Consider the following 13,581-nt stretch of genomic DNA (forward strand, 5'->3'; position numbering starts at 1 on the left):
TTCAGGCTTAAATTTTACCCACCAGATCAATCGATGGTGCTAAAGTTGCATCACCCTCTTTCCATTTGGCTGGGCAGACCTCCCCCGGATGATTGTGGACATAGACGGCAGCTTTGACTTTACGCAGTAATTCCTGAGCATCACGACCAATACCACCAGCATTGATCTCTACAATTTGAATTTTACCGTCTGGATCAATCACAAACGTACCACGATCAGCAAGACCTTCTGCTTCAATCAATACATCGAAGTTTTTAGCAATGGTCCATGTTGGATCGCCAATCATGGCATACTGGATTTTACCAATAGCATCTGAGGTGTCATGCCATGCTTTATGGGTAAAATGCGTGTCAGTTGAAACGGAGTAAATCTCAACACCTAATTTTTGAAATTCTTCGTATTGATCTGCCAAATCTTCAAGTTCTGTTGGACACACAAAAGTAAAGTCTGCTGGATAAAAGAACACAACTGACCATTTACCTTTTAAATCTGCTTCAGTCATATCAAAGAATTGACCATTTTGATAAGCGGTGGCTTGGAATGGCTTGATTTCAGTATTGATTAAACTCATGTTGAAGTCCTCTTGGTTAAATGAGAAAGTTTCTTAACTTGGTAACCAAGATAACGTATTTATTTAAATCGTAAAAACAGTAAATTTTTATAAATTTAATCGGATATTTAGATTTTTAAATAGCATAGGCATAAAAAAAGCCTTAACAAAAAATGTTAAGGCTTTTTAGAATCTGGTGGGTCGTCCGCGACTCGAACGCGGGACCAACGGATTAAAAGTCCGCTGCTCTACCAACTGAGCTAACGACCCTGAACGAAATATTCAAGCGACGCTTGAATATAAAGTGCAAGAGAAATTGATAACATCAATTTCTGTTAAAGTCATGCAACATCACTTTAACCATTTGCAAGAAATCAAAAATTGAAATCTTGACTGAGATCAAAACAATCAATGGTGGGTCGTCCGCGACTCGAACGCGGGACCAACGGATTAAAAGTCCGCTGCTCTACCAACTGAGCTAACGACCCTGAACGAAATATTCAAGCAACGCTTGAATATGAAGTGCAAGAAAATAAAATTATTTCTAACACCGCCGTTGTTTTGATGGAGCGTATTTTAGCAAGATCCTCAACGAACACAAGAGAAAATTGAAAAACAATCGCATAACTGTTTATAAAAAGCACGATTTTCTCTTGGTTAGTTAAAAAACACACTAAAAACGATATTTGTAAGCCTGAATGTTTTCAAAAATCTCAGAAGTTACATCGCAGTAGGCATCGGCATTTGGTAAAAGCACCAGTAAACGTTCATCTGTTTTACTCGGATCAAAAGCCTGTTCCTTGAGTTTGTTCTTTTGATATTTAAAGGTACCTGTGGTTTCAACGACTTCTTGTACACGTAAAAACACCGGAACGGCATAGGCCGGCAGACATTTTTTAAATGTGGCAGCCATATCGCTTAAATCCTGCTGATTCAGCTCGACGCCTTCAGCTAAGGTAATCGCGGCCATACCTACACGACCATTGGTATTTGGAATCTCAACGCCATACACCACAGCTTCAGTGATTTTGTCATATTCACAGACCATATTTTCAACTTCAGTGGTCGATACATTTTCACCTTTCCAGCGGAACGTATCGCCCAAACGATCGACAAATTGTGCATGACGAAAGCCGATATCGCGTACCAGATCACCCGTATTAAAGTAAGAGTCTCCCTTTTTAAAGACATCTTTTAAAATTACAGATTTATTTTTTTCTGGGTCGGTATAACCATCAAAAGGTGAACGACGGGTGATTTTACCAATCAATAAACCGACTTCTCCTGTTTTAACTTTAATACAATGGCCTTTTTTGTCACGAATGGCTTCGCCTTTTTCTTTATCGTATTTCACCACCGCATACGGTGTTGGAGAAAAACCGACCGTATTATCAAAGTTAAAGATATTACTAAAACCAACATTGCCTTCGCTTGAAGCATACAGCTCAAGCACTTCTTTAATGCCAAAACGTTGTTTGAATTTGTCCCAGATGTTTGGACGCATACCATTGCCAATCATTTTAGTCACGCGATGAGCACGATCGAGTTCAGATGGTGGGGCATCCATTAAATAGCGACATAACTCGCCTACATAGCCAATGGCTGAGGCATTAAACTTTTGTACATCTTTCCAAAATGCACTGGTCGAATATTTACGGCGCAAGGCAAGCGTTGAACTGCCAGCAATCACGCCACACCAGCACACCACAATTCCTGTGGCATGATACATTGGTAAGGTCACGTACATCACATCATCTGGGGTCAAATCCAGAATATGACCATAGGTTCCATACGCCAGTGTCCAGCGACTATGCGTGAAAATCACGGCTTTAGGCAGACCAGTTGTGCCAGAGGTATAAATATAAAATAAACCATCTTTACCTTGCACTGTATGGGTTGTCGGTGGGTTAAATTTAGCAAAATGATCGATTTTTTCAGCCAGATTGAGATAGCCAGTAGGTGCAGAACCTACATTTTGACGTGTTGGCTGATCTGCAAACCAATGGAAACGGTCTGATGGTAGCTCCAGATCATCACGAATCTCATCAACACAGGCACGTACTTCTTCGCCTAAAATCAGTGCAATGGGCTTGACCAGATTAATACTATGCGTCAGCACCTTGCCTGTTTGTGAAGTATTGACCAATGCAATTGCAACGCCAATTTTTGCCAGACCAATGACGGTCGCAATGAGTTCAGATCGATTCTCGATCATGACTGCAATCACATCACCTTTGCGTGCCCCAATGGATAAATAATAATGTGCAATCTGGTTGGCCCATTCATTTAAATCCTGATAGCTATAACGTTGCTCTTCAAATAAAAGCGCAGCTCCCTGAGGATTTCTTTTGACTGCTTTCTCAAATGCAATACCTAAACCAGCGGGGCTAGACGATGTGCGCAAATAGGCTTGTTTTAGACCGGCAAGAATATGCGGTACTTTAGGTAAAAAGCCTGGCAGGCGCGAAGCCACATTTCCAAGTGTAATGATATCGGGTTGTGCAGTCTGGCTCATATACATCCTATTATTTTTCGATCAGTCCAATGCGATTTAATATAGAAGAAACGCATGCAATCATTTGACGCAAAGGTTGTTTTAAAGGTTTTGCACTAGTGCAATCAACCTAATCTGACATAAAGTATCAAAAAAAACCTAGTCACCGAAATGACTAGGCTTTCATTAGTTACATGCAATTATGCAAATTATTCAGTTGTTGTGCTTGCCTTTTTAGGCGGACGACCACGTGGGCGACGTGGGCGGCTAGGCTTGTCACTGTCTACCTTCTTTGCTTTAGTTGCTGTTTTTCCAGTATTTTCTTCATCAGTTACAGCAGATGAATTTTCTTCTGTGTCTGCAACATCAAGTTCTGCTTGTACAGGTTGCGCTTGAGAAGGCACAGAAGCAGGTTCTGCCGTAGCCTCAAACTCCGCAGTACTGGTAGATTCCTCAGTGGTTTTGACCTCATCTGTAGGCGCTACCTGCTCAGTTTGAACAACAGGTGTAACATTTTCGGCCGTAGCAACGGTTGTCTCTGTCGCTTCCTGAGGTGCTTCAGCAGCAGCAACTGCCACTTCATCTGCTTGTGTTGTCGTTTGAGCGACTTCATTTGCCTGTTTCGCTTGTTCATGCGCTTGCTCAGCCGCTTGTTTCGCTAAACGACGGCGTTCACGTGGATCATTGGCAACACGACTGGCCGATGCCTCTGGTGGCGTCAGCGGTAAAACAGGTGCTGGTTCACTTTCTTCAGCCACTTTAGCGGTAAGCTGAGCATCACGTGTCACAGGCTTTTTGTCTTCTTCAACCGTTTTTGTCTCTGTGACTAAATTGCTGGCATATTGTTCAGTAAATTTCACCAAAGCACGGTTAAAGGTCGGTACTAATCCAAATTGTTCGATCAGTACGGTACAGTCTTCGCCATAGACATGACGAATCAGACTGCCCAAAGTATAGTTCGCTAATTCAGGAATTTGCGAGGGTTGTACCTTTGGTGCTGCAACCGATTTAGCCTGTTGCGCTTCACGTTGCTGGCGACGACGTAGACGTGGATCGTTATTTGCACGTTTAACAGGTTGCTGCGCAGTTTCGGTAACATCAACTGATGCAGGTGTTTCAGCCACAGTTGCCTCACTCACCACGGCTTCTTCTACAGGATTCGCAAGAGGTGTCTCAGTGACTTTAGCCGGCTCTTGTGATGCAACTTGTGGATTTAATGCCACAATCTCACTTTGTGCCTGATCCACATTAATCACCAATGCAGTTGCCATAACGTCATCACGTGGCGCATCAACGACATCGACTTTGACCTGTTTTGCATCATGCGTTACAGCTTTGCTGTTTGGTGTGTTGGCATTTTGATCCAACACACTTTGATCGCGATGACGATTCGGGCGGTTTGGACGTTGCTGGTTGTTACGATCACGACGTGGGACAGCTTCTTCAGCATGTGATTCAGTTTGCGCATGATTTTGTACATGATTTTGTGCATGACTTTGTACGTTGTTTTGATCTTGCGGTTGCTGACGTTTTTGCTGACGTTTTAATTCACGTTGTTCATGACGTGACAGTTGTACGACTTCTTCGTGAACCTGAGTCGGTTGTGGCTCTGGGTTCGGCTCACGTTGTTGTGGTTCACGATCGGTACGCTCGCGCTGATCTTTATGCTTACGCTTCTTGTTGTTTGGACGATTATTTTTCTCGTCACGTTCAACGGTGTCACGTGCTTCCTGTTTAGCCGCAGGTGCTTGTGACATGTAAGCGTTGTTGCCTGATGCTGCAACAGCCACAGTTTCGGTCACGCTAGCGATGTTTACCTGACCAAATTGACCACGGCTCACGGCACCGCCATTGACCATTTGCTCAATCGCTGAGGCTGCATTTTGCGCAGAACGTGATTGGTCAATGGTTTGTGCTTGCTTTTGTACAAACAGATTCTCTAACCATGCACATGGGCTGGCTGCTTTAGCGGCAACCATTGCCTGTTGTGTTGCAGGCGCAGATGCTTGAGCACTAGCTTTACGTTTATTTTGCTCAGACTGAACAGGAGCAGCATGAATATGCTCTGCTTCTTCCAGATGCCATTCAGATGACTCATAACCGAGTTCTTTTTCACTAGAACGTGTCGCTTCAGTACGTTCATAGCTAGAAGGTGCAAAACCTTCAGGATTATACTGAATTTCGTAATGTGGTGTTTCCAAGTGAGGGTGTGGTAACACGGTCACACGTACGCCAGAAGTTTGTTCTAAATAGACCAGACTATGACGTTTTTCATTGAGCAGGAATGCCGCAATTTCAACAGGAACTTCAACCTGTACTTCACCATGACGTTCACGCAGTGCAATTTCTTCCACTTTGCGCATAATCGACAGTGATAAAGAACGCAAATCACGAACCATGCCTGTACCATGACAGCGCGGGCAAACATAACCCGTGGCCTCTTCAAGTGATGGACGTAGACGCTGACGACTCATTTCCATCAAACCAAAACGTGACAACTGACCAAACTGGATACGTGCGCGGTCGCTTTGAGTCGCTTCACGGAGTTTAGCTTCGACCATACGCTGATTACGATCTTTGGTCATGTCGATAAAATCGATCACCACGAGACCACCGATATCACGCAAACGTAATTGACGTGCGATTTCTTCGGCTGCTTCGAGGTTGGTATTCAGCGCAGTTTCTTCAACATCGTGACCACGAGTCGATTTGGCCGAGTTAATATCAATCGAAACCAGGGCTTCGGTCTGGTCAATCACGATTGAACCACCAGATGGCAGTTTAACTTCACGCTCATAAGCCGTTTGAATTTGGCTTTCAATGCCAAAATGAGCAAATAAAGGCTCATTCAGGGTGTACGTTTTTAACTTATCTAATTGACGCGGCATCACCGCTTTCACAAAGTTATAGGCTTCGTTATAAGCTTGTTCACTATCAATTAAGATTTCAGAGACATCATCACGTAAATAATCACGAATGGCACGAGTCACGACACCTGCTTCCTGATGCACCAGCATTGGAGATGGGCCAGAGTTTGCAGTGCTTTGAATTTGATTCCATAAATCGAGCAAATGTTGCAAGTCGAGTTGTAACTCTTCTTGAGAGCGACCAATCCCCGCAGTACGTACAATCACGCTCATTCCGCGTGGGATATTCAATGATGCCAACATTTCTTTCAATTCTTCACGAACTGAACCTGAAATTTGACGACTAATACCGCCACCTTTCGGATTATTTGGCATGAGCACCAAATAACGACCTGCAAGCGAAATAAACGTCGAAAGTGCAGCACCTTTATTGCCGCGTTCTTCTTTTTCCACTTGTACCAAAAGCTCAGTGCCTTCAGTAATCAGTTCGCGGATATTTGAAGTTTGACGTGGGTCAGCCTTAAAGTAAGTATTGGCAATTTCGCGCATGGACAAAAAGCCCTGACGCTGTGCACCATATTCAACAAACACGGCTTCAAGAGAAGGCTCTACGCGAGTGACGTGACCTTTGTAGATGTTGGATTTTTTTTGTTCGCGGGTACGATTCTCTAAGTCAAAATCGTAAAGGCGATTACCAGTGATAAGTGCAACGCGAACTTCTTCAGCATGAGTTGCATTAATCAACATACGTTTCATGGGTGTGACACCTAATAGTGACTCACTCAGACAAATGCGAACATCGATAAAGCGGACAACTGTTGGCAGTCATCATGCATCTTATTTAACTCAGATTACAAAATATTTTTGCTCTGATTGCTAAAATTCCCTGATCTCACATGTAGCTTCGGTGAATGATGCTGGTGATGATGTCAGCAGTTGCGTATTCATTTCGTTTCGATTAACGACGAATCCTGACTTTTCACTGGCGAGTGAGCGGTGCATTGGATGATGACTTTCACTGTCACGGAGCTTGAAGACTTGGTTTGTAAAGTCTTGATACGGAATGATCGTCGTATCGGTGCTCGGCAGTTCCAATGCATCAACGCTTGAGCCTGAAAGGTCACGATGACGCAACGTGTCTGATGTGCATCAGTTTTCGTTTAATAACCAACATTAACGGTTGGCGACATATATTTTTCAACAAACTGCCTATGCAAAAGCATAATTAAACGCAACAGTTTGTCATTTTGCCGATATAATAAGCCTTCGGCGTCGGCATATTCTTTTGGGACCATTCCGAGTTTTGAGTGAAATCTTCAACGAAAATGCATTTCATAAACATTGAAATATTTCCGTTTTTGTTCACTTACGGCGGTATCCGTGCGCTGACTATATCAAACCTTGCAGCATCTGCCTATGGGCTAAATAGATGTTTCTTGTGAAATCAACTGTCTAAGTGGTTATTTTTCACTCAAATTTAATAAATAATCGGGTTTCAAATACTGTATGAATTCTACACAGCAATGGCAAAGTGTCACTTGGTTTGACGTGGACGAGCACCAAGCAGGACAGCGCATTGATAATTTTTTATTTAGTCGCTTAAAAGGCGTGCCTAAAAGCCGAATTTATCGTTTGATTCGTGAGGGACAGGTTCGGGTCAATAAAAAAAGGGTTAAAGCAGAAAGTAAATTGAATATTGGCGACCAGATTCGAGTTGCCCCAATTCGTTATGAACAAAAAGATGAAACTGCCGCACCTGTGAGTGATCAGGTGGCACAGAGCTTATTGCAACGTGTGGTTTACGAAGACGAAGGTTTATTGGTGGTGAATAAACCAGCAGGCATTGCGGTGCACGGCGGTAGCGGTGTGGCCTACGGTTTAATTGAGGCATTACGCGCTGCGACGGGTAAAAAGTATCTGGAACTGATTCATCGGATCGACCGCGATACTTCAGGGTTGGTCATGATCAGTAAAAAGCGCAGTACCTTAAAACATCTACAGGACTTATTGCGCGAACACAAAATTCGTAAAACCTATGCCGCTTTGGTTAAGGGACAGGTGAGTCTGGATAAACAACTGATTGATGCGCCATTATTGCGTTATGAATTGGCCAATGGCGAGCGTCGTGTGCGTGTATCTAAAGAGGGTAAGCCAAGTAAAACGGAATGGAAGGTGGCAGAGCGTTTTAAAGCGGCGACTTTAGTTTACGCTTCGCCGCTATCTGGGCGGACGCATCAAATTCGGGTGCATGGCCTCAGCATTGGACATCCATTGGTGGGTGATGATAAGTATGGTCATCAAACCGTTTACACAGGCCCAGAAGCGCGACGGTTATGTTTACATGCCATGCGTCTGGAAATACCGGATTATCCTGTGATAGAAGCACCACTACCTGAAGATATTCAAACTGTCGTGGCACAGTTGAGAGCACAAAAATGAATCGTCCTGAACTAATTATTTTTGACTGGGATGGCACATTATTTAACTCGGTTGGACAAATTGTTGAAAGTCTCAAATTTGCTGCTGCAAAGTTTGAACAGCCTTTAACTGATGAAGCTGCACAGAGCATTATTGGCTTAGGCTTACCTGAGGTGATGCAAACCTTATTTCCTCAAGTTCCTCATCTACAGCAAGATATCTTGGTGAGTTATGGAGAGCATTATGTGGAAAACTCCAAACACGATGCATGGTTTGATGGTGTAGCTGAACTGTTGCAGGATTTAAAAGCGCAAGGGATGAAACTGGCGGTGGCAACGGGTAAAAGTCGTCGTGGCTTAGACCGTGTACTGACTCAAACGAATAGTCATGATTTATTCGATATTACCCGCGCGGCCAGCGAAACCATGTCTAAACCGCATCCTTTAATGCTGGAAGAAATCTTGGCGTTCACAGGCGTAGATGTTCAAGATGCGATTATGGTGGGGGATAGTAGTTATGATCTTGAAATGGCCATGAATATTGATATGCCGCGTATAGGGGTGAGTTATGGTGTACATGATGTTGACGTGTTACAACAGTACCAGCCTTTAACCATTGTAGAAGATATTGCCAGTTTACATAGATATTTAAATCAGCTTATTCAGGATAAAATAGAAGCTGAATTCTAAGCTGTAAAATGCTATTGATCTGCCTCACTCCCCATGGACCCTAAAGAACAATTTAGCTGTGTTCTTTTTTGAAATAACAAGAACAAGAGATCAGGAAATGAGTCGTTCTATACGTTTACTCAATTTATTACAACAATTAAGAGAGGCGAGATATCCGATGACTTCTCAGGTATTGGCTGAAAGATTAGGTATTAGCCAGCGTAGTGTTTATCGGGATATTGAAAGTTTACGTGCGCAAGGTGTGCGGATAGATGCTTGTGCAGGATTGGGGTTTCAACTCAAAGAGGACTTTTTTCTACCTCCGATTAGCTTAAATGAAAACGAGGTGGAAGCGATATTTTTGGCTTTGCATTGGCTAAGAAGTGTACCTGATTTATCTTTACAGTCGGCATCGACATCCGTTCTAAGTAAGTTGAATGCGGTGTTACCAGCACATCGGCAACATTTGCTGGAGCAAACGACACTGAGGGCTTTTAATGTCTGGCTGCCTGTGGATATGCAAGTGCTGGAAAATATTCGCATGGCGATTCGTCAGCAAGTGAAAATTTCAGTGAATTATCTGGATGAGCAGCAACGTGAAAGTTCCAGAACATTGTGGCCGTTTGCAATGGGTTATTTTAATGACAAAATTGTTTTAGCTGCATGGTGCGAATTACGACAAGATTTTCGAAATTTTCGTATCGATCGAATTCAACAACTTGATTTAACACAAGACATTTACCCACAGTTTAAACATCAACTTTTTCAAAAATGGTGGCTCAAAGAGGTCTGCAACACTACTGACAAAAACTGACAATGACTCTGTTTATGCTGGATACATCCAATTTAAAGGAGTCATAAAAATGAGTTTAAAACTTTATACCAACAAAGAATCACGTGGGATTGTGGTGGAATGGTTATTTCAGGAACTGAATATCGATTATGAGAGAATCGAAGTTGCATATTACACAGAAATGAAAGCCCCAGAATTTTTACATTTGAATCCTTTTGGCAAAGTACCTGTATTGGTAGATGAAAAAACTGTGATTTATGAGCTTGGCGCAATTTGTACTTATTTAGCAGATAAATATGCTGAAAAAGGACTTGCTCCTTCAATAAATGATCCTAAACGTGGCTTGTACTATCGCTGGTTATTTATGATGGCTGGACCGTGGGAAGCTGCATGTGTAGATAAAAATCTGGGCTTAAAAGTAGCAGATGAGCAGAAAATGTTTGTGGGTTATGGAAGTTATGATGACGCTTATACCGCATTAATTCAAGGTTTAAGCGAGGCAGAACCCTATTTGTGCGGTGGGCAATTTACTGCCGCAGATATTTGTGTCGGTGCAATGCTATTGTGGCAGGATAAAATGGGTGAAATCCAGCCACATCCTATACTTGAACGGTATCTCAACACCCTGCGCCAGAGAGAAAGCCTAAAACTGGGCATGCCGATGTTGGCGAGTTAGTATTCATTCAGTCATGCATGGCACTTTAGTTTGATATAACTTTAGTTTGATATAAAAGTTGCCGCGATATTGATGCAAATCGCTAAAATTGTGGTATTGAAGCCATAGGCCAATACCACATGAAACAAATTAAACATTCGCATCGCTTTTGAAGTGACCGAAACATCGGCTGTTTGTGCAGATGTACCAATAATATAACTAAAGTAGACGAAATCTGGATACATCGGTTCTGGCGTTTTAGGGAAATCCAGACCCGCTTCTCTACCTTTGCTACGCGCAATATAAAAGTCGTGCGCATAATGTAAGGCAAAGGCAGTATGCATAAATAACCACGCAGAAATAACGGTTAGAAGGGTTAATGCCAAATGACCATATTTAAATGGACTATTTTTAGTAATGGAGGACAGTTGCATGACAATCGCAATTAAACACATGGCTAGAGCGAGTAAAACCAGCAGCATAATCACCCATTTACTTTCATCTTGTTTTTGAGCCTGTTGCTGCATCGCAGTATGATCAGCATGCCACATCAAATGAGCTACTGAAATCAGATACAGCCCGACTGCAATATTCCAACTGATTAAAATAATCGTTGACCATTGCCAAGAACTAAAAACATTAAGTAATAGACTGATTAAAATTCCGATTAGTAAGGCACTAAAAAAGTGAGGTCGGGTGTAAATAGTTGTTTTCAGATGCTTGAAGATTTTTAGTATTTTGATCATGAGCGATGCTCAAAATGGTGAATAACTGGCTGTAGCATAAATCGAATGTAAGAAAACTGTTAGATTCAAGATGTAAAGCAGCATGTTGAATCAGTATAAAACTGAGCAAATGAAAATAACGAAGGGCGTTATGTATGACTGTGAGGATGGTCAACAAATTACAACAGGAAATATCTTTGGAAAGAACTCAACTAAGGCTATAAAAAACCAATGAAAAATAAAAAGGTGAGGGTATGGCCGAGTCAAGCAAAATTGTGGTCTATGCGGCTTTAATTGGAAATCTGGTCATTGCCTTGGTTAAATTTGTGGCGGCGTATATCACCAACAGTTCCGCCATGCTCAGTGAAGCAGTACATTCGGTGGTAGATACGCTCAATGAAGTTTTATTGTTGCATGGCATGAAGCAGTCACAAAAGCCCGCTAATTTTCGTCACCCTTTTGGCTATGGTCGGGAGCTTTATTTCTGGGCTTTTATTGTGGCTTTACTGGTTTTTGCACTTGGGTCTATTGTGTCTATTTATCAAGGTATTGCACATATACGTCAACCCGAGGAGATGGCTTCACCTTTTATTAACTATATTGTATTGGGTATTGCGATTGTGTGTGAAGGCATTTCGTGGCGAGTTGCCCTCAAGGGATTTCGCAAGGAAAAGGGAAACATGGGGTATATGGAGGCTTTTAGACGCAGTAAAGATCCGACAACCTTTACCGTTTTATTTGAAGATTCCGCAGCCCTGATTGGTCTATTTATTGCTTTAATTGGAATTACCGCCGCCCATTATTTCGATATGCCCGTATTGGATGGTGTTGCATCTATTTTGATTGGTGTGGTTTTGGCAGTGTCTGCGTTTTTACTGGCGAGAGAGACCAAAGGGTTACTCATGGGAGAAACTGCGAATCCTGAATTACGTGAAAATTTACTGATGATTGCTCAACGTGATATCGCAGTATCTTCTGCGAATGGGGTACTGACAGAACAAATTGGTGCACATCAGGTAATTGCTTCTCTTAGCCTTGAATTTAAAGATAATCTAACCTCAGATGATATTGAGATCTGTGTTAATCGAATTGAAAAACAAGCGCGGCAAATTCACCCTGAAATTGTGGCGTTATTTATTAAACCACAATCTCAACAAGTTTGGCTTGAGCGAATGAAAGGTCGGTTACAAGACAAATAAATTGAGCAGTAGCATAATTTGATTTTATCGTTAAGATGAACAATGCCCGACCTTAAAATGACTGCTGCATCACTGAATTGTATGATGAAAATTACCCTATGAAAGAGAAGCCGACATTAACCTATCAATTGCCGACTCAATCCTGCTGGACACATACATGGAGTAAACCGCCATTTCGTTATGCCGATTCAGAACATGCCAGCACCACACGCTTTCAAAACCAGATTAAACGCTCAGGTGCAAGAGGGTCAAAAGAATTATTGCGCTGGTTAGCCACACGTGAGTCTTTTACGTGGCAGGTCAATATTCAACAAGAGTACCAACAGCGCATCAATACCCCGATTGCTTTGCCAAAAAATCGACCTGATGCCGATATGGATGATTGGCAAGTCTGGTTTGTTGGTCATGCGACGGTTCTCATTCAAATTGGACCATTTAACTTTTTGACCGATCCCGTCTGGTGTGAATATGCGAGTCCACAACAGGGACGTGGTCCACGTCGGGTGTGTCCAGCTGGAATTGCTTTAGAACAATTACCGACCATTCATGCAGTTTTACTGAGTCATAATCATTATGACCACATGGATATTGCAAGCTTAAAGTGGTTACATCAAAAATTTGCCATGCCCATTTATACCGGCTTAGGCAATGGCTATTATTTGCCTAAAGATTTTCATGTGATTGAAATGGATTGGTGGCAGATGATTCCCTTTCATGATGAAATCACCATTGCCTATACGCCAGCACAACATGGCTCTGGGCGGGGTTTACGCGATCAGAATAAAGCATTATGGGGTGGCTTCTCTCTTTTAAGCAAGCAAGACCATTGTTTCTTTGCTGGCGATACTGGCTATTCGCCTCATTTTAAAGAGATTCACGAGCGTTTTGGTGAGGCCAGAATTGCATTATTGCCCATCGGTGCTTATGAGCCACGCGAGTTAATGCAATATGTGCATATGAATCCGCAGGATGCGCTGCATGCACATCTGGATTTACAGGCACAACGTTCCATGGCGATTCATTATCGAACCTTCCAACTGACCGATGAAGCACGTGATGAGCCAGAGCATGAATTGAGTCATTTACTCAAAACATCGTCTAAATTTGTGAATCCTTTTTATTGTATCAAAGAGGGACATAAACTGACCGTCTGAGTATTTAAGCACTTTGATTCGTTTGAAAAGTCAACCAATATTGCACAAAGTGACAACG

Annotated in this window: 10 protein-coding genes and 2 tRNA genes; 6 read left to right on the forward strand and 6 right to left on the reverse strand. The window is 42.4% G+C overall.

The features are described from left to right. Positions 1-7 precede the first annotated feature (7 nt). The 5 genes from ahpC to E0D95_RS12425 all read right to left on the reverse strand — a co-directional run bounded on the left by ahpC (position 8) and on the right by E0D95_RS12425 (position 6,667). Complete coding sequence (gene ahpC, locus E0D95_RS12405; protein WP_130804096.1) at positions 8-571, reverse strand: alkyl hydroperoxide reductase subunit C; 564 nt, start codon at positions 569-571, stop codon at positions 8-10. A 173-nt stretch (positions 572-744) separates the two neighbouring features. Then, a tRNA-Lys gene (locus E0D95_RS12410) sits at positions 745-820 on the reverse strand. A gap of 142 nt (positions 821-962) precedes the next feature. Beyond that, positions 963-1,038, reverse strand: a tRNA-Lys gene (locus E0D95_RS12415). A gap of 185 nt (positions 1,039-1,223) precedes the next feature. Continuing rightward, a complete protein-coding gene (locus tag E0D95_RS12420) occupies positions 1,224-3,065 on the reverse strand; it encodes a long-chain-acyl-CoA synthetase (protein WP_130804097.1) in 1,842 nt (613 codons plus the stop codon). A 188-nt stretch (positions 3,066-3,253) separates the two neighbouring features. Further along, positions 3,254-6,667, reverse strand: coding sequence for an Rne/Rng family ribonuclease (locus E0D95_RS12425; protein WP_130804098.1), 3,414 nt, complete (start codon positions 6,665-6,667; stop codon positions 3,254-3,256). A 750-nt stretch (positions 6,668-7,417) separates the two neighbouring features. Between E0D95_RS12425 and E0D95_RS12435 the strand changes: the two genes are divergently transcribed. From E0D95_RS12435 to E0D95_RS12450, 4 genes are all read left to right on the forward strand, one after another. After that, positions 7,418-8,350: an RluA family pseudouridine synthase gene (locus tag E0D95_RS12435; protein ID WP_130804099.1), complete on the forward strand. Its 933-nt coding sequence runs from the start codon at positions 7,418-7,420 to the stop codon at positions 8,348-8,350. Further along, positions 8,347-9,018: an HAD-IA family hydrolase gene (locus E0D95_RS12440; RefSeq protein WP_130804100.1), complete on the forward strand. Its 672-nt coding sequence runs from the start codon at positions 8,347-8,349 to the stop codon at positions 9,016-9,018. Before E0D95_RS12435 ends, E0D95_RS12440 begins: the two co-directional genes overlap by 4 nt. Positions 9,019-9,115: 97 nt before the next feature. Next, positions 9,116-9,811 carry a helix-turn-helix transcriptional regulator gene (locus E0D95_RS12445; protein ID WP_130804101.1) on the forward strand — a complete coding sequence of 232 codons (696 nt, stop codon included), beginning with the start codon at positions 9,116-9,118 and terminating at the stop codon, positions 9,809-9,811. A 49-nt stretch (positions 9,812-9,860) separates the two neighbouring features. Beyond that, positions 9,861-10,466, forward strand: coding sequence for a glutathione S-transferase family protein (locus E0D95_RS12450; protein ID WP_130804102.1), 606 nt, complete (start codon positions 9,861-9,863; stop codon positions 10,464-10,466). A 41-nt stretch (positions 10,467-10,507) separates the two neighbouring features. On the opposite strand, the gene E0D95_RS12455 is transcribed toward E0D95_RS12450, so the two are convergent. Beyond that, positions 10,508-11,191: a DUF1345 domain-containing protein gene (locus E0D95_RS12455; RefSeq protein ID WP_130804103.1), complete on the reverse strand. Its 684-nt coding sequence runs from the start codon at positions 11,189-11,191 to the stop codon at positions 10,508-10,510. Between the two features lie 233 nt (positions 11,192-11,424). Between E0D95_RS12455 and E0D95_RS12460 the strand changes: the two genes are divergently transcribed. After that, positions 11,425-12,369: a cation diffusion facilitator family transporter gene (locus E0D95_RS12460; RefSeq protein WP_130804104.1), complete on the forward strand. Its 945-nt coding sequence runs from the start codon at positions 11,425-11,427 to the stop codon at positions 12,367-12,369. A gap of 98 nt (positions 12,370-12,467) precedes the next feature. Beyond that, entirely contained in the window at positions 12,468-13,523 is a 1,056-nt protein-coding gene (locus E0D95_RS12465; protein WP_130804105.1) for an MBL fold metallo-hydrolase, read from the forward strand. The last annotated feature ends 58 nt before the right edge of the window (positions 13,524-13,581 follow it).

It is taken from the genome of Acinetobacter ihumii, from assembly GCF_900625095.1.
Lineage (GTDB): Bacteria > Pseudomonadota > Gammaproteobacteria > Pseudomonadales > Moraxellaceae > Acinetobacter > Acinetobacter ihumii.

What these genes read in the sequence shown, in the direction of transcription:
- ahpC (WP_130804096.1), bottom strand. Translation starts at nt 571, where the DNA reads ATGAGTTTAATCAATACTGAAATCAAGCCATTCCAAGCCACCGCTTAT.
- E0D95_RS12420 (WP_130804097.1), bottom strand. Translation starts at nt 3,065, where the DNA reads ATGAGCCAGACTGCACAACCCGATATCATTACACTTGGAAATGTGGCT.
- E0D95_RS12425 (WP_130804098.1), bottom strand. Translation starts at nt 6,667, where the DNA reads ATGAAACGTATGTTGATTAATGCAACTCATGCTGAAGAAGTTCGCGTT.
- E0D95_RS12435 (WP_130804099.1), top strand. Translation starts at nt 7,418, where the DNA reads ATGAATTCTACACAGCAATGGCAAAGTGTCACTTGGTTTGACGTGGAC.
- E0D95_RS12440 (WP_130804100.1), top strand. Translation starts at nt 8,347, where the DNA reads ATGAATCGTCCTGAACTAATTATTTTTGACTGGGATGGCACATTATTT.
- E0D95_RS12445 (WP_130804101.1), top strand. Translation starts at nt 9,116, where the DNA reads ATGAGTCGTTCTATACGTTTACTCAATTTATTACAACAATTAAGAGAG.
- E0D95_RS12450 (WP_130804102.1), top strand. Translation starts at nt 9,861, where the DNA reads ATGAGTTTAAAACTTTATACCAACAAAGAATCACGTGGGATTGTGGTG.
- E0D95_RS12455 (WP_130804103.1), bottom strand. Translation starts at nt 11,191, where the DNA reads ATGATCAAAATACTAAAAATCTTCAAGCATCTGAAAACAACTATTTAC.
- E0D95_RS12460 (WP_130804104.1), top strand. Translation starts at nt 11,425, where the DNA reads ATGGCCGAGTCAAGCAAAATTGTGGTCTATGCGGCTTTAATTGGAAAT.
- E0D95_RS12465 (WP_130804105.1), top strand. Translation starts at nt 12,468, where the DNA reads ATGAAAGAGAAGCCGACATTAACCTATCAATTGCCGACTCAATCCTGC.